The organism is Mesorhizobium erdmanii (assembly GCF_013170725.1).
Classification (GTDB): domain Bacteria; phylum Pseudomonadota; class Alphaproteobacteria; order Rhizobiales; family Rhizobiaceae; genus Mesorhizobium; species Mesorhizobium erdmanii.
Genome location: NZ_CP033361.1, coordinates 6,064,043 through 6,087,938, shown reverse-complemented (window position 1 = coordinate 6,087,938; position 23,896 = coordinate 6,064,043). Strand labels below are relative to the sequence as shown.

Genomic DNA, 23,896 nt, shown 5'->3' with positions numbered 1-23,896 from the left:
CAATCCAGACCATATGGCGGGCAAATGACGCTTCACCGGCCAGGAACCGATGTGAGAAACGCGCTTGAGGCGATGCGGCGGGCGCTGGATCGCAGCGCAATCGATGCACGACCTGCGGCTCGATTCCAGCAGCATCTCACCAAGATAGCCGACGAGCTGGCGGCATGCTGATGGCCGGCTTTGACGACAGCTTCGACATCATCGTCGTTGGCGCCGGGCCGGTCGGACTTTCCTTCGCCGCATCGCTTGCCCACAGCGAGCTCAAACTGGCGGTTGTCGAGGGGCAGTCCCTGGAAAGACTGGCAAGTCCGGCTTTCGACGGTCGCGAGATCGCGCTCACCCACGCCTCGATTGGGATCCTTCGCGAGCTCGGCGCCTGGGATGTTATCCCGGCTTCGGACAAGTCACCGCTTCAAGGCGCACGCGTCCTCAACGGATCGAGTCCTTTTGCGCTGTGTTTCGATTCTCCCGGCGGATCCGCGGAACCACTGGGCGTTCTGGTCCCGAATTGCCGGATCCGCGATGCCCTGTTCAAGATCATCCGCTTGCAGGGCCATGCCCGGCTGCTGTGCGGCCACTCGGTCGTGCGTGCAACAAACAGCCGCGAGGGAGCAGTCATAACGCTCTCCAATGGCAGGCGGCTGACCGCTCGGCTTCTCGTTGCCGCGGATTCGCGTTTTTCCGCCACCCGCGATCTGCTCGGCATCGGCGCCGATATCAATCGGCTTGGCAACTCGATGCTGATTTGCCGGGTGAGGCACGAGCGCCCCCACCACCAGATCGCGATCGAATGGTTCGATCACCATCAGACGGTAGCGATGTTGCCCCTCGCGAAAGGCGTGTCGTCGCTGCTTTTGACTTTGCCCTCTAACGAGGCCGACGGACTGCTTGCCCTTGACGACGAGTTGTTCCTGATGGAGTTGACGAAGCGCTGTCGAGGCCGCCTCGGCAATATGAGCCTGGCAAGCCAACGCCATATCTATCCGTTGGTCACGACCTGGGCGCACAGGTTCCGGGCGCCGGGCGCCGCATTGATCGGCGACGCTGCCGTCGGCATGCACCCGGTCACCGCGCATGGCTTCAACATCGGCCTCGGCGGCCAGAGGCAGCTCGCCCGTGGTATCCTGACAGCGTGGCGCGACCGTCGCGACATTGCCGATCCCGACATGCTGCACAGATATGAAAGGCGACTGCGCCTGTCGGCGGCGCCGCTCTATCATGCTACGAATATTCTCGTCGGACTCTACTCAAGCGAGAATCCGGCGGCACGGCTTGCAAGGCATGTGGGGCTGCGCCTCGGCCAACATCTTCCCTTTGTCCGTCATGGCATTGCGGCCATGCTGAGGCGGTGAACCCCAGTCACCATAGTGTCAGCATCAGCGTGCCGCGCTTTCGCCCATCCAGGGGAGGAAGGCGTCATGCTCTTCACTGGGATCGTCGATTCCGCGCAGCCGCGACCGCTCACATCGAACCACACTCGCCCGCCTGCTACGTGATCTGCTCTTTCAAGCGTTCGTGCCGCATACGGCGCAGGCTGGTGATATTCTGCCTTCATCGGTCGTGCCTGCCCAACAAGGCGACCGAGCAGCCGGCATACACGGCACAAAACGAGGTGGGCGGCCGAACGAACCCACACCTGTCCACCGCCCGAATCGGAAGCAGCGATCCACAGTATAGCGCGGCGATCTGGGAGAGACCTGCGCGACAATCAGCATGATAATTTGCCCGTGACCGCGCCCTGAGAGTCTCATCCAGATTGTCGCGCAGGTCTCTCCCAGATCGCCGCACCACAGCATGGATCAGACTGCGGCGGTCCTCCGGCCACTCCTCCACAAACTCGATCGCGTCTGCGAGATTGACAATCTCCTGCACAAGGTAGGATCCATGCTTGATGAAGATGGCGTTGCTGAATGCCGCGAGCCTCTTCCGTCGCGGGTCATCAGCGTGTCAATCGCCGCGTGTGTGCGCAATTCCCGCGCGCCGCAATGCGTTTGTCGGCCAGTGCCACACAGGCGCGGACCCAGCCACGCCCAATTCCGCCTTCGATGTGCTTGGGGCGTGGATGGCTGTCATCCAAACAATCAATTTTGCCAATCCTGCCGGCCCTAATAGGAGGGTGACCGAAATCAACTGCCTCGGCCCGCAAGTACGTCCGACGAAAAAGCCTGAGCACCAACCACCTAGCCCCAAAGGAGCAACAGAATGCAACGATCCGAAGGCAGTGGAAATTGCTGCCGGGAGGTTCTTCCTCATCGGTGTCTATGTCGCGCGTCCAACCGACTCGCGTTTTGACATCGGGTCTCACGAACGACCCCGCTTCTCAGAATTAGCGTGCCCGGGCCCCGACCCTACCGACATTTGACGGCATTTGCAGCGCCGGTGATTGCTGCATTGGCTAGGTGTGAATTTGACCCATAAAATCGATCATGAACTGTTGAATCGAGAAATGGCCGCAGACGATCCATGGCGGCTCGATGGCAACCCGTTCGAGCGGGAGCGCCACACCCAAATTCTCCGGTTGTCACTTGCGCAAGGTCCAGTCGCAAATGCGCTCGAAGTCGGGTGCGCTGCCGGCGCCTTTACGGAGCGGCTAGCCCCCCTTTGCCAGCGGCTCACTGTGATCGATGTCGTGGAGCCTGCGATTACGCGAGCACGTTTACGCATGAAGGAGGCGCCGCACATCAGCTGGGTAATCTCCGATGTTCAACAGTTTTCGAGTGATGAGCTGTTCGACCTGATCATCGTTGCGGAGGTTCTTTACTACGTCGGAGACCTCGTTCAGATCCGCGCGGCAGTCCGCAACTTGGTAGGCCTGCTTGCGCCAGGCGGGCATCTGGTTTTCGGGTCGGCACGTGACGCCAATTGCCAACGCTGGGGGCACGCTGCTGGTGCAGAGACCACCATCGCCATGCTGAACGAATCGTTGACCGAGATCGAGTGCATCGAGTGCCGGGGCGCGTCGATCAATGAAGACTGCCTGCTGGCCCTCTTCCGAAAGCCGATTTCCGCTTCCTGATGAAACACTTGGAGACCCTGTGCGCTTCTGTGGTGTCAAGCACCCAATATGAGGACGTATAAGAGCGCCTGATTGCAACAAGTTAGCTGGATCCAATCGAGAATCAGAACGCTGATGCCTTCTTTGGCACCGTCGTCGGCACGCACATCATCTTCAAGCTGGCCCGGGACCGTACAGGTCGCGCCCAGAACCCAAACGAGATCGGCGTGGTCGTTGTGTCGAACGAAGTCGGGGATTTTCGAAAGAACGTCCTTTCACGGCAGGTCGTCAGTATAGAGCTCGAAGCGACCGCGCCTTCAAAGGCGGACTTGCCGTCGACCCGCGCTGATCACCGCTGCTGGCAAGCCGGAACGGAATGCCGGAAATTGCATTGAGGGTGGCGGCGATCAGCCCCTCGAAACCTTTTTCGTTCGTGGGCTTAAGTTCGGAAAGCTGCGCGATCGTGCGTCAACGGTCCCCGCATTTGCCGACGTCTAACAGTCGGGCCCATCCTCCACTTGATCGCTGCTTCGGCACGAGGCGCAGCCACGCTGCTGGCGGCCGCTCTTGAGGCAGGTTTTGTCACCGACAGCTGCCATCGGTGTCGCCGCTTTATCGGGCCGATCGAGCACGACCAGAGGTCCAGATCAACGCATGGTTTTAACATCCACAGCGTGGATGCTCGCGATCTAAACAATCAATTTTACCAATCCGGGCGGGTCGTTCATTAACCGCCTACCTGACATGCACCGCCGCTGCTCTACCGCGTGAGGTGCACAAAAGAACCCGAAAAAGAGGAAGTCTTCGCATGCGCAATGACGTGCAGTGGAGGTTGTGCTGGGAAAATGAATTGCAGCTTTCCGATCACCTCGAACTCTCTGGGTTCTTACGGAAGACCTATGAGCCGACCGGAGCCTTTAATGGAAAGCAATTCGCAGGCGGTCGGAGCTGGGCCGGTGCAAGGCCGGAGGTCCGCGCAATCGGCTATGATGTGCACGGGGTAGCGGCTCACTTGGGGCTGCTGCGCCGATACATCAAAGTTGGCGACGCTGATCAGCTTGTCGCTGAACTCGGTCTATATGGGGTGCGTCCGGATCTTGAGGGGCTGGGAATCGCCCATTCGATTAGCGTGATGTATCCAGTGCTGCAGCAGCTTGGCGTTCCATTCGCTTTCGGCACGGTTCGGCAAGCGCTCCGGAACCATGTTGGGAGGTTCTGTCGGAAAGGCTTGGCGAACATTTTGACAGGCGTTCGCGTGCGTTCAACCCTCCCGGAGGTGTACCCCGATCTGCCTCCCACGCGAGTGGACGACGACGTACTCCTCATGGTGCTCCCAATTGGACGCTCGATGAGCGAGTGGCCGGCCGGCACTTTGATCGATCGGAACGGGCCAGAGCTATGACCGCGGATTTGTTATCCGCTCGCTTCCTCAAATTCACAGAAAAATCTGACATCTCATGAACCTGTTTGCCACAGCCAGTACGGTTGCCATCTGCTCTTATGCGCTGCTGTCGACCGTTTATAAAACCGCGCAGGTGTTTTATACCCTGCCTACAAAGGTAGCGCCGACGTCGGGCGACCCGGCCGGCGGTGAGCCTTGGCCGAGCGTCGATGTCATTATCCCGTCCTACAACGAGGCGCCTCGCACCCTGTCCGACTGCCTGGCATCCATTGCAAGTCAGGAATACGCCGGAAAACTGCAGGTCTATGTTGTTGATGACGGTTCTGCAAACCGCGATGCCCTCGTAGGTGTACAAGAGGAATACGGGCACGACCCGAGGTTCAACTTCATTGCGCTCCCAAAGAATGTCGGAAAGCGAAAGGCGCAGATTGCCGCGGTTCGCCGCTCGTGCGGCGATTTGGTGCTCAATGTAGATTCGGACACGATACTCGCGCCGGACGTCGTCACAAGGCTTGCGCTAAAGATGCAAGATCAAGCGATCGGCGCGGCCATGGGCCAGTTGGCGGCTAGCAACCGCAGTGAAACTTGGCTGACGCGGTTGATCGACATGGAGTACTGGCTCGCCTGCAACGAAGAGCGGGCTGCACAGGCTCGATTCGGTGCCGTCATGTGTTGCTGCGGACCGTGTGCCATGTACCGGCGATCCGCGCTTCTTTCGGTGCTGGATCAATACGAGACGCAACGCTTTCGAGGGAAGCCGAGCGACTTCGGTGAGGATCGCCACCTCACGATCCTTATGCTGAAAGCAGGCTTCCGAACCGAGTATGTTCCGGAGGCCGTCGCGGCAACAGTCGTTCCCGACAGGATAGGTCCCTATCTGCGTCAACAACTTCGCTGGGCCCGGAGCACTTTCCGTGACACGCTGCTATCACTCCACCTGCTGCGCGGCCTTAATATTTATCTCACATTGGACGTGATTGGCCAGAACCTTGGCCCATTATTGCTCTCTTTGTCGGTCCTGGCGGGGCTCGCGCAATTCGTAACGACAGGTACTGTGCCTTGGACGGCATGCCTGACGCTTGCAGCCATGACCATAGTTCGCTGCAGCGTGGCAGCGTTTCGTGCGCGCCAACTTCGATTTCTCGGATTCTCGCTCCACACACTCATCAACATCTCTCTCTTGCTCCCATTGAAAGCATACGCGCTGTGTACATTGAGCAATAGCGATTGGCTGTCGCGAAGCTCTGCGACCAAGGTGCCAGACATCGGCGGCGCGCTTTCAAAGCCGACCTTGGTAGGATCCGAAGCAACTTACAGCGAACAGCAATAGTCACGTGATCTCAGGCGGAAGAGTTTTGAGCCAGGACCAGAAAGATCAAGTGTTGATGCGCGAGTTGGACCCTAAGGATTTGCGGCGGCCCGAGACTGGTCAGATCGAACGGGAATCTCACGAGCAATCAAGCGCGAAAAGCTCCGTGTCTGACTCTGCCTCGACCGTGGCGGTCGATTTTACAGGCGTAACCAAGTCGTATGGGAACAAGGTCGTCGTCGACGAACTGTCGTTCACCGTTGCGTCGGGAGAATGTTTCGGCCTCCTCGGACCAAACGGCGCGGGCAAAAGCACGATTGCGCGTATGCTTCTCGGAATGACATGCCCTGACGCGGGCACGATCACGGTGCTCGGCCTCCCGGTGCCGGCACGCGCTCGGCTGGCGCGCAGGGGCATTGGCGTGGTCCCGCAATTCGACAATCTTGACCAGGAATTCACCGTACGCGAGAACCTGCTGGTGTTCGGGCGCTACTTCGGCATGAGCACACGCGAGGCCGAAGCGGTCATCCCGTCGCTTCTCGAGTTCGCTCGCCTCGAGCGCAAGGCGGATGCGCGCGTCTCGGAATTGTCCGGCGGCATGAAGCGATGCCTGACGATGGCGCGGGCGTTGATCAACGACCCCCAGCTCATTGTGATGGATGAGCCGACCACCGGCCTTGATCCGCACGCGCGCCACTTGATCTGGGAGCGGCTGCGCGCCCTGTTGGCCCGCGGCAAGACGATTATCCTGACGACGCATTTCATGGAAGAGGCTGAGCGATTATGCGATCGGCTGTGCGTGCTCGAAAAGGGTCGCAATATCGCCGAAGGCGTCCCGCAGGCGTTGATCAACGAGCATATCGGATGCCAGGTCATGGAGATTTACGGCGGCGATCCCCACGAGTTGCATTCGCTGGTCAAGCCGCATTCTCAGCGCATCGAGGTGAGCGGCGAAACCCTTTATTGCTATGCGCCAGACCCTGAGCAGGTGCGCACGCAACTGCACGGGCGAGCAGGTCTGCGCCTTCTTCTGCGTCCAGCCAATCTCGAGGATGTTTTCTTGCGGCTGACCGGGCGCGAGATGGAGGAGTGAACCATGATTGAAGCTTATGCGGCGGCGTTGCCGGCCAATGCGTGGAACTGGGTTGCGGTGTGGCGCCGCAACTATCTGGCATGGAAGAAAGTCGCACTCGTGTCGATTCTCGGCAACCTTGCCGATCCTATGATCTACCTTTTCGGCCTCGGCACCGGCCTCGGCATAATGGTCGGCCGCGTCGACGGTGCGTCGTATATAGCCTTTTTGGCAGCCGGCATGGTCGCGGTAAGTGCGATGACCGCCGCAACCCTCGAAACATTGTACGCGGCTTTCGCTCGCATGCACTCTCAGCGCACTTGGGAAGCGATGCTGTATACGCACGTTACCCTCGGCGACATCGTTCTGGGTGAACTCGCGTGGGCAGCCACCAAGGCCTTCTTGGCCGGTGCGGCAATCACCATTGTCACCGCAACGTTGGGTTATGCAGCCTGGCCGTCCGTCCTCTATGCGCTGCCAATCATTGCTCTCACTGGGTGCGTATTTGCGAGCCTCGCGATGATCGTCACCGCGCTTTCACCCAGCTTCGATTACTTCGTGTTTTACCAGACGCTTGTCCTCACACCTATGCTGTTCCTGTCGGGCGCCGTTTTCCCATTGAATCAGCTGCCTGACGCCTTTCAGCAGATAGCGCGATGCATGCCGCTATCACATTCGATCGACCTCATTCGCCCGGTTATGCTTGATCGCCCGATCGGCGGCATCGCCCTGCATGTCGGTGTGCTCGCCCTGTACGCGCTGTTGCCATTCTTCCTCTCGATGGCGCTGTTGCGCCGCCGACTAATGCGCTGACGCGAAAGAGCGGGAGATAAACATGCGCTACGGACTCCGTGCGGCGAACAAAAACGACATCGCCAACAGAAATCGGCATGCCACGGAGGGTCTTCGGAGGCATCCACTCAATCTCTCAACGTCTCATGTTGATCCCGGCGAAAGAGAATTTCTTCGAAATTGTGATGTCTGTTGGCGGTCGCCGCGGTGAACGACAACGCAGCCTATGTTTTTGATCAAACGGCCTTGAGACAGGCCAATCCAGTCTTCCTGTACGATAAATGGAGAGCAAGATGCTGTGTCTAGGATTGAGCGGCGGATTAGACAAAGTCTATGAAAACAGATTCCAGGTTCCGAACACATTCATGCACGATGGCGCTGCGGTGCTCGTCCGAGACGGACAGGTCATCGCGGCCGTAGAAGAGGAGCGCCTTAATCGGATCAAACACTCCAACAAGCTCCCAATCAGTTCGGTTCAGTACTGTCTTTCAGCCGCTGGGGTTCAGCTCAGTGAAATCGATCATGTGGCGTTCTACGCTACCGAAGCCTATTGCAACGCCATGCTCGAAAACATGCTTGCTTCCCAGCCGGACGCCTCCATTCCGTTGGATGCTAAACTGTTGGTGCAGAAGCTGTTGGCGCAGGAGTTCGGTAGCGAGCTCGACGCTTCGCGTATCTCATTCGTAAGTCATCATCAGGCGCACGCCGTGAGTGCATTTGCAATGTCGGGCTTCGAGCAAAGTCTGATTTTCGCGATTGATGGCTCTGGTGATTTCCTGTCGGGGCTCGTGGCGGTTGGATCTGGCACTGGAATTGCCCAACTCGCGACTTTCCCAGAGAACAATTCCCTTGGGCAATTTTATCTCGAGACGATCCGGTATCTCGGCTACGGCTTGTTCGATGAATATAAGGTGATGGGGCTCGCCCCCTACGGCGATCCCGTTCCCTATCGAGAGCTTTTCGAGCAGTTCTATGAACTCTCTGCAAACGGCGAGTATCGCGTCCACCTCGACCGCATCGGTCCGACTTTGCTTCGCAGCATTCAGGTCCGGCAAAAGGGAATGCCATTCACCCAGCAGCATAAGGATGTGAGTGCGTCCTTGCAGGAAGCGCTCGAACGCATCGTGTTTCACATTCTTCGGCATCATCGTGAGGCCACCGGGATGACGCGGTTGTGCCTGGCCGGCGGCGTTGCGCACAATTGCTCCATGAACGGCAAGCTGCTCTATTCAGGACTTTTCGAAGACATCTTCGTGCAGCCCGCATCGCATGACGCTGGCTGCGCATTAGGCGCTGCACTAATCGTGTCTGAAGAGCTGGGCCGCCCCGCGCCGCGTGCGCGATTGCAGGAGGTTTATTGGGGGCCGGATCTCGCGAGCGATCACGCTGTCGAAGAGGAACTAACGGCATGGGCGGGGCACCTGGAGTTTGAACGCACGGAGGAGGTGGCGGATCGGGCAGCCGAGTGGATGGCCGGTGGCGCCGTGATCGGCTGGGTGCAAGGTCGTTCGGAGTTCGGGCCGCGCGCGCTCGGAAATCGCAGCATTCTTGCCGACCCCAGGCCCGCCACGAACAAGGACCGGATCAACGCTATGGTCAAGAAGCGGGAAGGGTATCGCCCGTTCGCCCCATCAGTGCTGGAGGAGGATGCGCGCGAATTTTTCGACCTCCCAGGTAGTGCGTGCGAATTTCCCTTCATGAATTTCGTGGTTCGCGTGCGCGACTCCAAGCGCGGTTTGCTCGGCGCCATCACGCACGTCGACGGTACGGCTCGGCTGCAGACAGTATCGCGCAAGGCCAGTCCGGCCTACTGGGACGTCATCAATGCCTTCAAGCAGCGGACAGGCATCCCAATTCTGCTCAATACGTCCTTTAACAACAATGCCGAGCCCATCGTAGATTCAGTTGCAGACTCGATTGCCACGTTCCTGACGACAGAGTTGGATGGACTTGTGGTCGGGCCGTTCCTCGTGAAAAAACGGGCCGCAACGCTGGAGGATTGGACTGCGCTCGCGGTTTCATTGCCGCCTTATGTATCCCTTCACAAGGTCCGCGCTTACACGGCGCTCGATCGCCAGGAGACCGTCTGCGAAATCCGCACGGATCACTCCAGCCGTGACGGCGTGCGTATTTCCCATGACTTGTTCGATCTGCTGACGCGGATCGAAGGCGAAGCCGTGCTCGCGGATCTCCTCGATACAATTACGCTGGATCAGGCCCAGCGCGAGGCTCTCACAGGAGAGCTGCGAAGGTTGTGGGAGCAGCGCCGCGTTCGCATGCATCCCCCACACGCTGCTCGCGTCCAACAAACCTGATGCCAAACGCTGGACAACAGATAGCAGCTGCCGAAACACCGGTCTGCATCTTCATATGACGGTCTCCAAGGCAAGCGGTGCCGAGATTCGGTTCAACATGAAATATCCGATCTTCGGCCCGCCTATCCTCGGCTTCTGATTGCGCTGGCGCTGTCACTGACTCTGCTGATGTTAGTCCGGAAAGCAGCCGCTTTTGGAGATTCGGCGTATCGAGGGCGAGGCTGCGCGAAGGGTCGCTGGTCATAATGTTCTTGCATCAATTCTTTCAGTTTTCGCTCGGCGATTTTGGTGTCTCCAACGAGGCGCTCATCATCGTCGTCGCTGTTTCCGGGCCGCTCGCGATTTATCTCGTGCTGAAAATATCCGCGTGGCTATCACCGTTGTTCCTTGGCAACGGTGGGCGCGCGCCAGGTCGTCTAATTGGCCAACTCCGCAACGGGGTTGCCTGGCGCGTCGCCAAGTATGAGCAGGAGGCAACTTGCTTTGTGAAGCCGTACATCGCCCTTGCCCTGATTGCGCTGCGCTGGCGATTGAGACGAAAGGCCCGCCCGCATGGCTTGGCTGGTGATTTGATTGTCTCCTTGACCTCTTACCCCGCGCGTTTCCCGACACTGCATCTGACGCTGCGTTGTCTTCTGTCGCAGACGGTTGCACCGGACCGAGTCATTCTGTGGATCGCTGTCGAGGACGCCGCGCAGTTGCCCGCCGAGGTGACAGACCTCAAACGACAAGGTCTCGAGATTCGCCTTTGCCGGGACCTTCGCTCGTACAAGAAAATTATTCCGGCGCTGCTGGCATTTCCAAAAACCTACATCGTCACTGCAGATGACGATGTCTATTATTCGCGCACATGGCTGGAGGAACTTGTCGAAGGAGCCGGCGAAAAGACAGTCGTTTGTCATCGAGCCCACTCGGTTGCGCTGGATGATGCGGGACGCATTCAGCCCTACAGCAAATGGTCATACGACGTCTCTGAAACGGCGGGAATGATTTTCCCAACCGGCGTGGGTGGAGTGCTTTACGGCCCCAAAGCGCTGTCGCCGGAGGTCGTGGATGAGGACATGTTCGCCAGACTCTGTCCTCAAGGCGATGACATCTGGCTGTTCTGGATGGGCCGGCGCGTCCGCAGCACGTACATCAAGACCAATCGCAAGTGGGTCGAATTTCAGTGGAAGGGATCCCAGAGCTCTGCCTTGCATTTGAGCAATGTCGGGGCTGGCGGAAATGATGAGCAAATCGGCAGAATGATGAGCCACTATGGCTTGCCTGCCGCCAAGGGGCTTTCGCCGGATGAGTTGAAGCGGCTACCGTTCAGCGCCGAAGAAATGGTCGCCAGGATCCAGAAAGAGATTGACGAGAAGGGCATCCTCACAGCCGATGAAAGCCGGCTTTTGTGGACCCAAAGCAGCGAGCGTCCTTCCAAATAGAACAGTGCGCGCACCGCAATTTACGTCATTAAGGACGGCCAGATCGGCAGTCAGTATCAATGGTATAACGATCGTCAATGCGCCTCTCACCTGATTAGGGAAGTAACTCGCCCGGCGGTCCCAGCTGGAGCGCGTCATTCCTGGCGAACCAGTGCCCAGCGCTGCAGGTCTGTGGAACTGGAAGACCACCAGATCTTCGGCATACCCTTTATGCAGACCAACAGCCGGTACCGCCATGCATCAGCCGGCATCCCGGTGAACACGTCGAACACGGTCCGTAACCGCTGTTCTCAGGCCACGGCCTTGAGCGGCATAGGCCTGTAGGCCAAGGCAGCAGATCGTTGATCTGGCTTTGTGGATGGCCGGCGACGATCCGGGCGATCATGTCATCGAGGTAGGTGTGTGGCTCGCCGCTGTTGAGCTTGGCGGTTTATGCCGACCGCCGAACTATGCCGATTCGTTTGGTCGAGATCGTTCGGCCTTTGAGCGTTCGTATGGCTTCAGCTTGGCAAGTTCGGATTCCTTCAGCTCAAGATGTGCGTGGAGATAGTCAGCGTCGTTTCCATTGCCTCACAGGCGAACAACTGCCGCGCTTTGGTCCGTCTCCGCCCGAATCAAGCACAGGCACAGTGGTCTCGTCCGCGATAGCTTGTCTGAAGCCTTCAGCCGCCCGAACAGCCGCTCATGCACAGCGTGAAGCAGGAAATACGACGGTCTCTTTTTTCTGGCCGCAAATCGAGCGGGTGCCCTCGAATCGGTCACCTGCCGTCCTTATTGCTGCCAATGAGCATCCCGACCATAACGCCATTGCGGATTTCGCCGGCGCTTTCTTCAGGAAATCGAGGACCTGTTGGTCAAGCTCACCCGGGCGGTTAGCGTTCGCGATCCGGACATCTGTTTCGGGCAATCGCTTGATCGGGATGCGAGTCGAGGAAGGGGAGCTCACCCAAGCCACGGCCGAATGCCCCACGGGCACCTGCGCGATCGCAAGCGCCGTGGTGCTGTGCCATTCGATGCGAAGCGTGAGAGTCTTCTTCAGCCCGCGCAGAACCAGGAAGGCCGACATGGGCGAGAGCGCCGCGCCGGTGATGTTGCGCATGCCCGTTTCGTACAGGGTGTGGAGGGTTTCCGCGTCGCCGAGGATTGCACCGCCAAGGCGGCGGCCTCATTCGCCGCAACGCTTTCGAGCGTAGGTCGAGCTCAGGAAGACGAGTGGTTGAACGGCATCGGGAAAGCCAGCCGGATCGTAGCCGTGATGGATCGCGCGGGTAGCGAAGCCGAATTTGGCCTCGTCCGCAGACTGTGCCAGTTCAGTCTTGGGTTGGTGGGCAGTCTCGGGCATCGACTTCAGACGTGCTCTTGGCTTTCGGAGGGAGTGGCTGCAAACTGGTTCATATGAAATGTCCAAACGGCAGAAAAAAATGGCCCAGTTTCCAGGTCCCGGTGCTTCAACCCGCTCGCATGGCATGGGGGCGCGTCAAATCTACGAAGCGCTTCGCGAGCAGATACTCAGAGGCATCTACGACACCGGCAGCCAACTGCCGTCCTCCCGGGGTCTCGCCGAGGAACTTGGAGTCTCACGAACGACCGTCACCGTCGCTTACGAGCAGCTGGCCGCGGAAGGTTTCATCGACATCCGTCAAGGCGCGCGCCCTCGTGTCGCATCCTCACTGGTCGCACATGAGCTAACCGCCAATCCCCCAAAACGGGTCGGCCCGGACCACTTGTCAAGCTATGGCGAACGGCTGCGTGGCACTCCGCGCTGGCCCAATTACCTGCCGAACCCGCTGAAGGTCGATTTCCGATATGGCGTCCTGGCGCCCTCCGATTTCCCCGCATCGGCTTGGAAGCGCGCGATGAACGCGGCGATGGCGCAGCGGCCGGCACGGCTCGCCTATGACGATCCATGCGGTTCGCGCCGGCTCCGTCAGGCGCTTCAGGGCTATCTCTGGCGCGCCCGTACCGTGCGCTGCAACCCCGAGCAGATCGTCATCGTCAATGGTTCGCAGCAGGGCCTCGATCTCTGCGCGCGCCTGCTGCTCGATCCAGGCGACAGCTTCGTCATCGAGGACCCCTGCTACAGGATGGCGCGCCAGGTCTTTGCCAGTACAGGTGCCACGCCCGTTCCCGTCGAGGTTGACGATCACGGCATGCAGACGGAGCAACTGGCGGGGGTCACGGCCCAGCTGGCCTATGTGACGCCCTCGCATCAGTTTCCGCTCGGCGGCGTCATGCCGATCGCGCGGCGGCATCAGCTTCTGGAATGGGCCCGGGAGCAGGGCGCCTATGTCATCGAGGACGACTACGACAGCGAATATCGCTACGACATCAGCCCCGTTCCCCCGCTGCATAGCCTCGAGGATCATGGGGCGGTCATCTATCTCGGCACCATCTCCAAGACGCTCTCGCCGATGCTGCGCATCGGTTATCTCGTCGTCCCGGAGGAATTCCAGCAGGTTTTCGAAACAGCCAAGCAGTTTGCCGATCGGCATTCTCCGGTGGCGGGGCAGGACTCATTGGCCTCTCTGATCGAGAGCGGCGGCTATGAAAGCCATGTGCGCCGCGTGCGCCGCGTTAACGGCGAACGCCGGGAGGTATTGCTGACCACGCTGAAGCGGAGTTTTTCAGATCGGATAACCGTCCAGGGAGCAGAGGCTGGACTGCACGTCGTCATATGGTTCAACGACCTGCCGCAATCGCGTGAGACGGCGTTGGTCGAAGCCGCCCAATACGCCGGTCTGGGTCTGCACCCGATTTCGCCGCTTTATCATTGGCAGTCGGGAGCAGGCGAAGCCGACCGCGTCGGGCTTGTCATGGGCTATTCCGCCTTGAGCATCCGGCAGATCGAAAAAGGCGTCGAGATGCTGCGGGACGTTGTCGCTCAACATCTGAGATGTTGACGGTTCCGCACGCGGGTTAGAACACATTCGCGGCCGCTCATCGTAAACAGTTCATCGTTGAAACTTATTGCGCAGCCGGGCGACGGCCGCGCTCATGGCCGCCTGAGTTAGGTTGCTGGTGCTTGCCGCCGCCGTGAAGTTGCGCGCGGTCAGCAGTGCATCGAGCCGACAGGAGGTTCAGATCAAAGCCTTTGTCTCATCTATCCGCAAGGTGGATGCTTGTCATCGAAACAATCGATTTTGCCGATTGGACACAGCGTCGTATTGAGAATTCAAGGATGCAGCCCTAAGGGGATTGTCGATGTATGCGTTGGCTCCGAGGAGCATTTTCTGGTGTGTGCCTCCTGGTCTGCGCCGAACATTAAGCGAGCCGATCCCCTTTTCGACCAGGTACGTCGGTGATCGGCGCAAGCTGCATCGCGCCGGCTCGTCGCCACAAGCTCCCCCAAGTAGCGTAGGCGCCTACCTCAAGGATCAACTCGCTGCGGAATCAACTTAAGAGGTTCTGCAGAGACGGCCTGGCGACCATTGTGTCGGCGTTCGCATAGGGTCCCACTCAGAAGTTCAGTTTCTCGACCTGCCGCCTCGCGCGGGAGGACGTGCTCGTCGTGCCGATTGCGCGGCCGATGAGCGAATGGCCGATCGGTACAACAATTGACCGGAAAGGTCCGGAGCTATGAAACATCTTGATGACAGCTGGGAGGTGCAGAGTGAGTGCGCTGACGGCACCGGCCGTCGCAGCGTTTATCTGACGTTTGACGATGGTCCCGATCCATTTTTCACACCACAGATACTCGATGTGCTGGCGCAAAATCGAGTGCCAGCGACTTTCTTCGTCATTGGTGCCTACGCCGCCGAGCACCCGGATCTCATCCAGCGAATGATCGCGGAAGGGCATGAGGTAGGCAACCACACCATGTCTCATCCGGATCTGTCCAAATGCGGCTTGGGCGAAGTGCAACGTGAGGTATTCGAGGCGAACCAGGTCATCATGCTAGCCTGCCCACAGGCCTCGATCCGCTACATTCGCGCGCCATACGGCGCCTGGAGCGAAGAAGTGTTCACTGCTTCAGAGATCGCGGGGCTGGCGGCCCTCCATTGGTCGATAGACCCAAGAGACTGGTCGCGCCCCGGCACCGACGCGATCGTCGATGCAGTGCTCGCCTCGGTACGGCCAGGCGCAGTCGTGCTCTTGCACGACGGATGCCCTCCCGATGAGGCAAGACGGAGCACTCATGCCAGTCTGCGCAACCAGACCGTTATGGCGCTGTCCAATCTGATTCCTGCATTAGAGGCCTGCGGATATGAAATTCGCTCGCTTCCAGAACATCACTGAAATGCGAGATCCCATGAACCTGCTTTCCCAGCCAGTACCTGTGTGATCTCGCATATGAAGGCTTACAGGCCGGTTTACGCCCAGCGGACAAGCACTTCGTCGACATCGGAAGAACTGGTCGGCTCCGACCGTTGGCTAGACGTTTGTTGCCACCTGCTACAACCGAGATCAAGGCGGTCGCCAGGAAAACCTTCGAGATTTTTGCCGAGCTGGATGCGGCAAAGGAAGAACTCGCGGCGTTGGAGAATTTACAATGACGGGCGCTTTTGTCACCCGCGACGGCTCACCATGGACGCCGCACTATCTCACGGCGATCGATGGCGCGACCTGCGTCGGCTGCGGCCGCTGCTTCAAGGTCTGCTCGCGCGAGGTCATGCACCTTCATGGCGTCGATGACGCAGGCGAAATCCTCGGCATCTGCACGGGCGAGGACGACGACTTCGACGGCGAGCTCAACCGCATGGTCATGATCGTCGACCATGCCGGCCGCTGCATTGGCTGCGGCGCCTGCGGCCGCGTCTGCCCGAAGAACTGCCAGACCCACCTTGCGGCCGACAAGCTTGCTGCATGAGCCGGGGACAAGACCAGGAGAACGGCGTTGCCTTTTAGAACCTTTTGTCGCGTCCTGTCGCTGGTCTTGTGCGCCAACGCTGCGACTGTCTACTTTGCCTCCCATTCCATCGGCCGTGCAATCGTGATCACGCTGGCTTCTTCGCTGCTTCTTCAGCTGGCCTATTTCGCAAGCGTGCTCTCTCTGGTCTGGCTGCGACAATTGCTTGAATGTGGTTCACTTTCCGTTAGATCAATTCATTGGGTTTGCCGGAGGCTCACATAGCGCGACCTCCGGCATTGCGGGCTGCGTCGACAAGCAAACAACTCGCATGCCGTCTCCGACATCGGGGGATTCCGGTGCTGGTGGACGACTGGCAGGCGGACGCAGTCTATACCAGCACGAAATGCCTATCCATGCTGCCTGGCCTTGCGCCGATCACCTTTTCGATCGCGCCATCGCAGCGGTGAAGCGGCGCAAGTCGCTAGTCCAGAGCTGGTCCGCTCGGATGGGGCTGCCCGCTGCTATCCTCCTATCACCATACCGTGCCGGGCAATGCGCTTGTGGGCCTACACGAGAGCCTTTCCCGCCTGTTTGGGAAAGAATTGGAGATCGCTCGGACGCGGCACCGCGCCGTCCGTGAACGGCTGGTCGGTATTGCAAGGGCGCGGCGTAGTCTTCGTTGTAGCCAAGGAGCACCGACCCGCCGCAGCTGAATGGGGTTGGATCCCGTAGCCTTCGGCGAGAGCTGGGTCCTAGGCAGCCGTCACCGTTATGTGGGCTACGCCCCACCACTCGGCTGCGAAGGACCGCAGGCCTCCCTCAGCTCGCACACCCCCGCTCTGGACCTGCTCTCCTTGATCGTCACGATGATCCGGCGCGTGTGCCATGTTTCACCAACTGGACCACCTCAATAACTTCTGACTGGCTGTTTCCAACAGGCCAGCTCGCCAGTATCTGACCTGGCAACGCAAGGAGTTTCGCGATGTACATCCCTCCCGCTTTCCGCGACGACGACAAGGAGTGCCTGCGCGCGACCATCCGTGCGGCGCAGCTGGCGAACTTCGTTACCGTCACGGCGGAAGGGCCGCTCTCAACGCCACTGCCCCTCTTCCTTGACGAGAGCGAGGGCGAGCACGGCGTGATCTACGGGCATCTAGCGAAGGCCAATCCCCAGTGCCATGTTCCGCCGCTGGGCGAGGGCTTGGCCATCTTCATGGGGCCGGACGCTTACGTGACGCCGGCATGGTATGCGACCAAGCGGGAAACCGGGAAGGTCGTTCCGACCTGGAACTACATCGCCGTCCACGCCTATGGACCGGTCGAGTTCTTCGAGCATGCGGGAAGACTGCTGGACGTGGTGAATCGTCTGACCGACCACCACGAGAGCGAGCGCGCCTCGCCTTGGGCGGTGTCGGACGCGCCGCCGGATTTTGTACAGGCGCAACTCCGCGGAATCGTCGGCCTGCGCATGCCGATCACGAGGCTAGAAGGCAAGCGCAAAGTGAGCCAGAACCGCAACGCGACCGACCGCGCCGGCGTGGCCGCGGGCCTTGCGGCGAGCGAGCGGGCATCTGACCGCGAGGTCGCCGCTCTCATCCCAGAATAATCATGACTTCGTCGGAATCGACCATCATGTCAGAACTGACCCCACTCGCCCTGTACCTCGCCGCGGCCTCCGTGCTCGCCATCACGCCCGGTCCGGGCATCTTCTACGTTGCCGCGCGCACGCTTGCCGGCGGTCGTGCGGAAGGTATCGCTTCCAGCTTAGGCACGGGGTTGGGGGGCATGATCCACGTCCTCGCCGCAAGCTTAGGTGTTTCCGCGATCGTGCTCGAGAGCTCGGAACTGTTCTCCGCACTAAAGCTGTTCGGCGCCGTCTACCTCGTCTGGCTCGGCTTTCGCACCTTTCAAGCAGCCCGTCGCAAGGGACCGACTGGCAGCAATGACGGCCCCGCGGTGGGGCCAGTCGGACCCCGGCGGGCGTTTCGTGAAGGGGTGATGGTCGAGGCGCTCAACCCGAAGACGGTAGTCTTTTTCCTCGCCTTCATTCCGCAGTTCGTGAATCCGAGCGCAGGGCTTGTAGCTCTGCAATTCGCGGCGCTTGGCTCCGTGTCGATTGCGCTCAACACGCTCGCCGACATCGTGGTTGCCTTGGTGGCTAGCGGCATTCAAGACGGCGCGGCCGCGCGTCCCGGCTTGATCCGCCGCCTGAGGGAGGCGTCGGGCGGCGCGATGATCGCGCTGGGCGTCGGCCTCGCTCTGGCGAAGCAGCCTGCTGCCTGACTTTGAAATCCGATCGGTTGGGCATCTTTCCGGGTTGGCGGGTTCTTGCGGAGTAGCTGGATGGCTGCGAGCCAGCTTCGGTCTTGCACCCATTCAGGTCATCTCTCCGGAGGCGCGGCACCACCCGTTGCGTAAAGTCCGCTCGTAGATGAGAGAAAATACAGTGTGAGAGAAACGTGAGTTCGACTGACTCGCCTGCCTCATACCCATCATTTCAGCCCCTGCGAATCCACGCACGGTAGAAGCCAGTCAGCCGAGAATGACGGCCGTTTCATGAAAGGAAAGCCAAGCCATGCGCCAAGCATCGCCCCGCTTTGCACTCGATCACATGGCGACGCCCGGACTTGACGTCAGGGCACTTTTCGCTTTTGCCCGTGACCAGGGACTGACCGATGTCCAGATCCCCCGACTGTGCAGCAATGCTATTGCACGCAGCATGCCGACGGCTGACGTCCGGTCTGCCGCCGCCGAAGCAGGCGTTGGGATTATTTCCGTCAATGCCTTACAGCGCTTCAACGAGTGGACTCCCGGCCGCAAGGCTGAGGCGAGCAAGCTCGCCGATTATGCGGCGGCCTGCGGAGCCAAGACGCTCATGCTGGTGCCGGTCAACGACGGCACGTGGCCCGCCAATGGCGAGCGCCAAGGCAATCTCCGGGCCGCCTTGAAAGCGCTCAAGCCGATCCTTCAGTCGCGCGGTCTGATCGGTCTCATCGAGCCGCTGGGCTTCCAGACCAGCTCGCTTCGATCGAAGAACGAAGCGGCTAAGGCCATTGCCGCCATTGATGGCCAGTCCGTCTTCCGCCTCGTGCACGACACGTTCCATCACACGCTCGCCGGGGAGACGTTCTTCTCCTGCGACCTGACTGGTCTCGTGCACGTTTCAAGCGTGAACGATCCGATCCACTGGATTTACCCGGATCGCGTGCTAGTCGGTTCCGACAATGGCAGTCAGATCCGGGCGCTGCTTGATGGCGGCTATGCGGGCCCCTTCTCATTCGCTCCGTTTGTCGACGCAGTCCACCCGCTGGACGACCTCGCAGGCGCACTTGCCGCGAGCATCGACCTCGTCCGACACGGGCTATTCGCGCAAGTGCCGGTGTGAAACACGGGAGTAATTAGGGGTGCCTGCGACCCCTTTTGGGGTCCTGCGGAGAAGTCATTCGAGAGGCCTCCTGTAACAATATCTCTCGCATCCAGATGCTTGCCGGATCACTGTTGTGAAGGGCGGGCCATAGGACGGCCTCGGTGAATGCGGGAAGCGGCAGCGGAAGTTCGATGATCCGCAGGGGAAAGGTTTTTTTGAAATGCTCAACCAGCCGTAAGGGCATCGTCGCAATACGAGCTGTGCCTGAGACCATCGGCGGGATCATGCTAAAGGCCTGGACGATAACCTCGACACGTCTCTTGAGACCGTGCTCAAGCAAAAACCGTTCCTCGATGGAGGGCTTCAGCGTCCGTCCGAACTTGACCGCAACGTGCCTCATCGACATGTATCTCTCGAATGTAAGCTGCCCTGGCAGTTGCTTGTTCGTGGAGCAGCCCACGCACACGAGCGTGTCGTCGAACAGCGCCGCTCTTGGATGCGCGCTCGACATGAACAATTCTGGAAAAATTAGAAAGTCGACGTCACCGCGCCGGAGGAGCTCATCGGGGTCGTCGTCGACGGGCAGCAATTCGAAGCTGACGGCGGGTGCTTCGCGTGCAACACGCTCCACGACCTTTTCAAAAAACACGAGTGTGGCAAAATCGGAAAGAATGATCCTGAAGCGGCGATCGGATTGAGCCGGATTAAACGGATCCAAAGAAATAATCGAGCACTGGATCTGCAGGAGTGCGCCGCGAACTGCGGGGGCGAGTGTTTCCGCGCGCGGTGTCAGAACACGTTCACGGCCGCTCGTCGTAAACAGTTCATCATTGAAATAATTGCGCAGCCGGGCGACGGCCGCGCTCATGGCCGGCTGACTTAGGTTGATGCTGCTTGCCGCCGCCGTGAGGGTACGCTCGGTCAGCAGTGCGTCGAGCACGACGAGAAGGTTTAGATCAAGGCCTTTGAAGCGCATTGCCTATCACTTATCCATAGCGTGAATGTTCGCGATCTAAACAATCGATTTTACCAAACTTTCAACGCCCTGCATAGATGACCGCACCTGACATGCACCCGATCACGCCACTGCTTGTGTAGCGTGTGCTGGGAAATGACTTGCAAGTAGGCGGTCATGTCGAACTCTCCGCCTTCTTCCGAAAGGCCTATGGGCGACAGGGGCTTTCAGGCGGTTGTAGCTGGGCCGGTGCAGGGCCCAAGGTTCGCGCAATCGGCTCTGATGTGCACGGCGTAGCGGCTTATTTGGACCTGCTGCGCCGTTTCAGCACGGTTGGCGAGGTTGATTTCTTGGTAAGCGAACGCGGATTGTCCAGGGTGCATCCGGATCTTGAGAGACTCGGAACGAGCCATTCTATCCGCGTCATGCGTCCGACGCCGCAGCAGCTTGGCATTCCATTCGCTTTCGGCACGGCTCGGTACCCGCTGCGGAACCATATTGAGAGGTTCTGCAGAGACGTCTGGCGACCAGGGTGCCGGGCGTTCGCGTGGCCACACCTCATCGCAACCGCCCCTGCGCTCGACGTTCGCGAGCAGGCACTGGGTTTTCGTCCGCTCGGTTGCAGCCGGTCGGCCCTCGATACCACGCCGTGATCCGCGTGAATTTCGATCCTTGCACCGAAACTGGCGCTCGCCGTACCCAGAAACGGCAAGCAGCAACCGCAACAGATAGGCTGGAGTCTGATGCTTGATCACATAACAGTCGGAGCGAAGGGACGCGGCTTGCATCCAGCAGAGACAAACAACCGAAATCTAAGCTTTGATTTCGCCAAAGGTATACTCATTACTTTGGTGGTCGTCGGGCACTTGTTACAATACTGTATCTATCGAGGCACTGAAGCCTTCTGGCTGTCGCCGTATTTCAAGTCTATCTACATATTTCATATGCCCCTCTTTATGGCGATAAGCGGATATCTTTCTTCTGGGGCAATTTTTCGAAAATCATTCAACCAAGGCATCGGTGATCGGGCAACGCAGTTATTACTGCCAATGCTTTTTTGGTGTGTGTTAATTTGGACATTAAAGTCCGCAGTGAGTTTTCCTACGGAGAGTTTAACTAAAGGACTGTTAGATTTGTCGACAGAGGTAGTTGGAACATACTGGTTCATATGGGCGGCTTTTATTTCGTTCTTTCTAATTAGACTCTTTACAACTTTCGGTCGTCTATCGATATGGATCATAGGCCTATCTGCAATTGTTGTCGCACTTGCCCCCGTCACATTCTCAATAACCCCGTTGTTAAGATACACTTACCCATTTTATTGCGTGGGGTTCCTGTCTGCCCAGTCGGTCGGATGGCAGAACAGTATCATCTGGCGAAACAAATGGATTTCGCTGGGTTTGCTTTCGATATCGGCTTTTATATGCTTCCTTTGGTGGGGTAAGGATACTTACGCCTACAACAATCTTGTTTTAATCGAGGATGGAAAATCATTCAAACAAGTATTCCTGATGTTCGCTGGCTCTGCAGCGGCTTCTGCTGTGGCAATGCAGTTTATGTTCCAATGCTGGAGGATAGTTTATTCAACTAGAATGGCTCACTTTGTCGCGGTGGAGCTTGGTCAGGGCACGCTGCTGCTTTATCTGGTCCAGGGTGCCGTGTTTCGCCTCATGGATTTGATAAACTTTGGAGACGTCTGGGATCTCACCACCAGAATCGCGTTCGCTAGTGCGGTTGGAGTGGCGATTGTCGTTATAGCCATGGCAATTCGCAGGGTTACGCGCGACCTTGGATATGTGTCGCGGATCGTTGTCGGAGCCCCGCCGCGTCCAAGTCTGCCCAAATCTCAATCTGTAACCAATTTAGCCACGTGAAAATTCGCATCTGCAATCAACATGTTTCATAGCTCCGGACCTATCCGATCGACTGTTGTACCGGTCGGCCATTCGCTCATCGGCCGCGCAATCCCCTCAACTACGACGAGTACGTCCTCCACGCTCGTGCGCGGCAGGTCGAGATACAACGCCTCTGCGGGGGACCGTAAGCGAGTGCCCACAATGGTCGCGATGACAAGCAACCCCGTTACGGACAGATGAGGCATGCGTTTCAAAGGCCTTGATCTGAACCTTCTCGTCGTGCTCGACGCACTGCTGACCGAGCGCAACCTCACGGCGGCGGCAAGCAGCATCAACCTAAGTCAGCCGGCCATGAGTGCGGCCGTCGCCCGGCTGCGCAACTATTTCAACGATGAACTGTTTACGATGAGCGGCCGTGAACGTGTTCTGACACCGCGCGCGGAAACACTCGCCCCCGCAGTTCGCGGCGCACTCCTGCAGATCCAGTGCTCGATTATTTCTTGGGATCCGTTTAATCCGGCTCAATCCGATCGCCGCTTCAGGATCATTCTTTCCGATTTTGCCACACTCGTGTTTTTTGAAAAGGTCGTGGAGCGTGTTGCACGCGAAGCACCCGCCGTCAGCTTCGAATTGCGGCCGCTCGACGACGACCCCGATGAGCTCCTCCGGCGCGGTGACGTCGATTTTCTGATCCTTCCGGAATTGTTCATGTCGAGCGCGCATCCAAGAGCGGCGCTGTTCGACGAGACATTCGTGTGCGTCGGCTGCCCCACGAACAAGCAACTGCCACGGCAGCTTACATTCGAGAGATACGTGTCGATGAAGCACATTGCGTTCAGGGTCGGCCGCGCGCAGATGCCATCCATCGAGGAACGGTTTTTGCTTGAGCATGGTCTCAAGAGACGTGTCGAGATCATCGTCCAGGCCTTTAGCATGATCCCGCCGATGGTCTCAGGCACAGCTCGTATTGCGACGATGCCCTTACGGCTGGTTCAGCATTTCAAAAAAACCTTCCCCCTGCGGATCATCGAACTTCCGCAGCCACTACCCACGTTCACCGAGGCCGTCCAATGGCCCGCCCTTCACAACAGTGATCCGGCAAGCATCTGGATGCGGCAGATAATGTTGCAGGAGGCATCCCGCATGTGAAGTCGCGGGCTACCATGACGAGGCGCAGCGCGTCCCGCTCACCCTCCCCAAGCATGGCCGCGCGTCGGTTGTCGTCGTTTCGGCCGAGATCTTCGAGCGGCTGATAGCCCGGGATGACCCACGCCGCGCCTACGCCGCCGGCGAGACGCCGACGTTGCTGGCCAATGTCCTTGTGACTGAGCTTGACCGCCAGTCGGCCGAATACGAGGCCGGAAAGAATGACTGACCGCTTTTCCGAGCGTTCGATCGTCTCGCTGGCCTGGCGCTGGCCGCGTGACGAGGGGCGAGAGAATGCCGAAAAGGATCGGCCCGTCTGCCTCCCGATCACAGTTCGAGATCTGAGCGTGAGAGCATCCCGTCATCCTGCCGATTGCCGGTACGCCGCCTTGCCAAGGGTAGGCGGCGCTTGAAATTCCGCCGCTCGAAATCCGCCGCGCGGGTCGAACCGAATCAAAAGCCCCGAGGCAT

Annotated in this window: 22 protein-coding genes and 3 pseudogenes; 19 read left to right on the top strand and 6 right to left on the bottom strand. The window is 59.0% G+C overall.

What is annotated here, in order from left to right; all coding sequences use genetic code 11:
- The first annotated feature begins 170 nt into the window (after nt 1–170).
- The 8 genes from ubiM to EB233_RS29235 all read left to right on the top strand — a co-directional run bounded on the left by ubiM (nt 171) and on the right by EB233_RS29235 (nt 11,312).
- Nucleotides 171–1,352: a 5-demethoxyubiquinol-8 5-hydroxylase UbiM gene (ubiM, locus tag EB233_RS29270; RefSeq protein ID WP_171892313.1), complete on the top strand. Its 1,182-nt coding sequence runs from the start codon at nt 171–173 to the stop codon at nt 1,350–1,352.
- Between the two features lie 1,094 nt (nt 1,353–2,446).
- Nucleotides 2,447–3,016: a nodulation methyltransferase NodS gene (gene nodS, locus EB233_RS29265; RefSeq protein WP_244277788.1), complete on the top strand. Its 570-nt coding sequence runs from the start codon at nt 2,447–2,449 to the stop codon at nt 3,014–3,016.
- A gap of 787 nt (nt 3,017–3,803) precedes the next feature.
- Nucleotides 3,804–4,397: a NodA family N-acyltransferase gene (locus EB233_RS29260; protein WP_064987325.1), complete on the top strand. Its 594-nt coding sequence runs from the start codon at nt 3,804–3,806 to the stop codon at nt 4,395–4,397.
- A 55-nt stretch (nt 4,398–4,452) separates the two neighbouring features.
- Nucleotides 4,453–5,727: a chitooligosaccharide synthase NodC gene (gene nodC, locus EB233_RS29255; RefSeq protein WP_064987326.1), complete on the top strand. Its 1,275-nt coding sequence runs from the start codon at nt 4,453–4,455 to the stop codon at nt 5,725–5,727.
- Nucleotides 5,728–5,776: 49 nt separating this feature from the next.
- Nucleotides 5,777–6,799 carry a nodulation factor ABC transporter ATP-binding protein NodI gene (gene nodI / locus EB233_RS29250; protein ID WP_425487741.1) on the top strand — a complete coding sequence of 341 codons (1,023 nt, stop codon included), beginning with the start codon at nt 5,777–5,779 and terminating at the stop codon, nt 6,797–6,799.
- 3 nt (nt 6,800–6,802) lie between these two features.
- The gene (locus EB233_RS29245) at nt 6,803–7,591 is read left to right on the top strand and encodes an ABC transporter permease (protein WP_064987328.1); all 789 of its coding nucleotides are present in this window, start codon (nt 6,803–6,805) and stop codon (nt 7,589–7,591) included.
- A 272-nt stretch (nt 7,592–7,863) separates the two neighbouring features.
- Nucleotides 7,864–9,885 (top strand): carbamoyltransferase family protein, encoded by a 2,022-nt coding sequence (locus EB233_RS29240; protein ID WP_064987407.1) that lies wholly within the window; start codon nt 7,864–7,866, stop codon nt 9,883–9,885.
- Nucleotides 9,886–10,130: 245 nt separating this feature from the next.
- Nucleotides 10,131–11,312, top strand: a complete 1,182-nt coding sequence (locus EB233_RS29235; protein WP_064987329.1) for a glycosyltransferase family protein — start codon at nt 10,131–10,133, stop codon at nt 11,310–11,312.
- A gap of 325 nt (nt 11,313–11,637) precedes the next feature.
- Here the strand turns inward: EB233_RS29235 and EB233_RS29230 are convergent.
- From EB233_RS29230 to EB233_RS31955, 3 genes and pseudogenes are all read right to left on the bottom strand, one after another.
- Nucleotides 11,638–11,742 (bottom strand): annotated as a pseudogene (locus EB233_RS29230) (transposase domain-containing protein); the annotation flags it as partial.
- Between the two features lie 145 nt (nt 11,743–11,887).
- Nucleotides 11,888–12,017 (bottom strand): annotated as a pseudogene (locus tag EB233_RS32365) (IS66 family transposase); the annotation flags it as partial.
- Nucleotides 11,995–12,411 carry a PLP-dependent transferase gene (locus tag EB233_RS31955; RefSeq protein ID WP_064987330.1) on the bottom strand — a complete coding sequence of 139 codons (417 nt, stop codon included), beginning with the start codon at nt 12,409–12,411 and terminating at the stop codon, nt 11,995–11,997. The pseudogene EB233_RS32365 and the gene EB233_RS31955, both read right to left, overlap by 23 nt.
- A gap of 322 nt (nt 12,412–12,733) precedes the next feature.
- On the opposite strand from EB233_RS31955, the gene pdxR reads away from it, so the two are divergent.
- Complete coding sequence (gene pdxR / locus EB233_RS29220) at nt 12,734–14,212, top strand: MocR-like pyridoxine biosynthesis transcription factor PdxR (RefSeq protein ID WP_081288681.1); 1,479 nt, start codon at nt 12,734–12,736, stop codon at nt 14,210–14,212.
- A gap of 14 nt (nt 14,213–14,226) precedes the next feature.
- On the opposite strand, the pseudogene EB233_RS29215 reads toward pdxR, so the two are convergent.
- A pseudogene (locus EB233_RS29215) lies at nt 14,227–14,393 on the bottom strand (LysR family transcriptional regulator); the annotation flags it as partial.
- 418 nt (nt 14,394–14,811) lie between these two features.
- Here EB233_RS29215 and EB233_RS32360 point away from each other — a divergent pair.
- The 7 genes from EB233_RS32360 to EB233_RS29175 all read left to right on the top strand — a co-directional run bounded on the left by EB233_RS32360 (nt 14,812) and on the right by EB233_RS29175 (nt 19,486).
- Complete coding sequence (locus tag EB233_RS32360; RefSeq protein ID WP_080643698.1) at nt 14,812–14,892, top strand: hypothetical protein; 81 nt, start codon at nt 14,812–14,814, stop codon at nt 14,890–14,892.
- On the top strand, nt 14,889–15,548 hold the full coding sequence (gene nodB / locus EB233_RS29205) for a chitooligosaccharide deacetylase NodB (protein ID WP_019856461.1): 660 nt from the start codon (nt 14,889–14,891) through the stop codon (nt 15,546–15,548). Before EB233_RS32360 ends, nodB begins: the two co-directional genes overlap by 4 nt.
- Before the next feature lie 253 nt (nt 15,549–15,801).
- Complete coding sequence (gene fdxB, locus EB233_RS29195) at nt 15,802–16,119, top strand: ferredoxin III, nif-specific (RefSeq protein ID WP_064987333.1); 318 nt, start codon at nt 15,802–15,804, stop codon at nt 16,117–16,119.
- Between the two features lie 123 nt (nt 16,120–16,242).
- Nucleotides 16,243–16,383 carry an exopolysaccharide production repressor protein gene (locus EB233_RS32355; RefSeq protein WP_244277790.1) on the top strand — a complete coding sequence of 47 codons (141 nt, stop codon included), beginning with the start codon at nt 16,243–16,245 and terminating at the stop codon, nt 16,381–16,383.
- A gap of 700 nt (nt 16,384–17,083) precedes the next feature.
- Complete coding sequence (locus EB233_RS29185; RefSeq protein ID WP_064987334.1) at nt 17,084–17,707, top strand: FMN-binding negative transcriptional regulator; 624 nt, start codon at nt 17,084–17,086, stop codon at nt 17,705–17,707.
- Between the two features lie 26 nt (nt 17,708–17,733).
- Entirely contained in the window at nt 17,734–18,384 is a 651-nt protein-coding gene (locus EB233_RS29180; protein ID WP_019856469.1) for a LysE family translocator, read from the top strand.
- A 292-nt stretch (nt 18,385–18,676) separates the two neighbouring features.
- Nucleotides 18,677–19,486, top strand: a complete 810-nt coding sequence (locus EB233_RS29175; RefSeq protein ID WP_064987335.1) for a TIM barrel protein — start codon at nt 18,677–18,679, stop codon at nt 19,484–19,486.
- A gap of 13 nt (nt 19,487–19,499) precedes the next feature.
- Here EB233_RS29175 and EB233_RS29170 read toward each other — a convergent pair whose 3' ends face one another.
- Complete coding sequence (locus EB233_RS29170; RefSeq protein WP_064987336.1) at nt 19,500–20,444, bottom strand: LysR family transcriptional regulator; 945 nt, start codon at nt 20,442–20,444, stop codon at nt 19,500–19,502.
- A gap of 125 nt (nt 20,445–20,569) precedes the next feature.
- Here EB233_RS29170 and EB233_RS29165 point away from each other — a divergent pair, with 125 nt between their 5' ends.
- Both EB233_RS29165 and nolL read left to right on the top strand, forming a co-directional pair.
- On the top strand, nt 20,570–21,076 hold the full coding sequence (locus EB233_RS29165) for a GNAT family protein (protein ID WP_244277774.1): 507 nt from the start codon (nt 20,570–20,572) through the stop codon (nt 21,074–21,076).
- Between the two features lie 90 nt (nt 21,077–21,166).
- Entirely contained in the window at nt 21,167–22,297 is a 1,131-nt protein-coding gene (gene nolL / locus EB233_RS29160) for a nodulation factor fucose acetyltransferase NolL (RefSeq protein WP_064987337.1), read from the top strand.
- 26 nt (nt 22,298–22,323) lie between these two features.
- Here the strand turns inward: nolL and EB233_RS29155 are convergent, their stop codons facing one another.
- Entirely contained in the window at nt 22,324–22,524 is a 201-nt protein-coding gene (locus EB233_RS29155; RefSeq protein ID WP_019856473.1) for a GNAT family protein, read from the bottom strand.
- Between EB233_RS29155 and EB233_RS29150 the strand changes: the two genes are divergently transcribed.
- Nucleotides 22,523–23,428 (top strand): LysR family transcriptional regulator, encoded by a 906-nt coding sequence (locus EB233_RS29150; protein ID WP_064987338.1) that lies wholly within the window; start codon nt 22,523–22,525, stop codon nt 23,426–23,428. The two genes, EB233_RS29155 and EB233_RS29150, sit on opposite strands and share 2 nt — an antisense overlap.
- The last annotated feature ends 468 nt before the right edge of the window (nt 23,429–23,896 follow it).

Coding starts and splice junctions, on each gene's coding strand:
- ubiM (WP_171892313.1), top strand. CDS start 171: ATGGCCGGCTTTGACGACAGCTTCGACATCATCGTCGTTGGCGCCGGG.
- nodS (WP_244277788.1), top strand. CDS start 2,447: ATGGCCGCAGACGATCCATGGCGGCTCGATGGCAACCCGTTCGAGCGG.
- EB233_RS29260 (WP_064987325.1), top strand. CDS start 3,804: ATGCGCAATGACGTGCAGTGGAGGTTGTGCTGGGAAAATGAATTGCAG.
- nodC (WP_064987326.1), top strand. CDS start 4,453: ATGAACCTGTTTGCCACAGCCAGTACGGTTGCCATCTGCTCTTATGCG.
- EB233_RS29245 (WP_064987328.1), top strand. CDS start 6,803: ATGATTGAAGCTTATGCGGCGGCGTTGCCGGCCAATGCGTGGAACTGG.
- EB233_RS29240 (WP_064987407.1), top strand. CDS start 7,864: ATGCTGTGTCTAGGATTGAGCGGCGGATTAGACAAAGTCTATGAAAAC.
- EB233_RS29235 (WP_064987329.1), top strand. CDS start 10,131: ATGTTCTTGCATCAATTCTTTCAGTTTTCGCTCGGCGATTTTGGTGTC.
- EB233_RS31955 (WP_064987330.1), bottom strand. CDS start 12,411: ATGCGCAACATCACCGGCGCGGCGCTCTCGCCCATGTCGGCCTTCCTG.
- pdxR (WP_081288681.1), top strand. CDS start 12,734: ATGGCCCAGTTTCCAGGTCCCGGTGCTTCAACCCGCTCGCATGGCATG.
- nodB (WP_019856461.1), top strand. CDS start 14,889: ATGAAACATCTTGATGACAGCTGGGAGGTGCAGAGTGAGTGCGCTGAC.
- fdxB (WP_064987333.1), top strand. CDS start 15,802: ATGACGGGCGCTTTTGTCACCCGCGACGGCTCACCATGGACGCCGCAC.
- EB233_RS29185 (WP_064987334.1), top strand. CDS start 17,084: ATGTACATCCCTCCCGCTTTCCGCGACGACGACAAGGAGTGCCTGCGC.
- EB233_RS29180 (WP_019856469.1), top strand. CDS start 17,734: ATGTCAGAACTGACCCCACTCGCCCTGTACCTCGCCGCGGCCTCCGTG.
- EB233_RS29175 (WP_064987335.1), top strand. CDS start 18,677: ATGCGCCAAGCATCGCCCCGCTTTGCACTCGATCACATGGCGACGCCC.
- EB233_RS29170 (WP_064987336.1), bottom strand. CDS start 20,444: ATGCGCTTCAAAGGCCTTGATCTAAACCTTCTCGTCGTGCTCGACGCA.
- nolL (WP_064987337.1), top strand. CDS start 21,167: ATGCTTGATCACATAACAGTCGGAGCGAAGGGACGCGGCTTGCATCCA.
- EB233_RS29150 (WP_064987338.1), top strand. CDS start 22,523: ATGCGTTTCAAAGGCCTTGATCTGAACCTTCTCGTCGTGCTCGACGCA.
- EB233_RS29155 (WP_019856473.1), bottom strand. CDS start 22,524: ATGCCTCATCTGTCCGTAACGGGGTTGCTTGTCATCGCGACCATTGTG.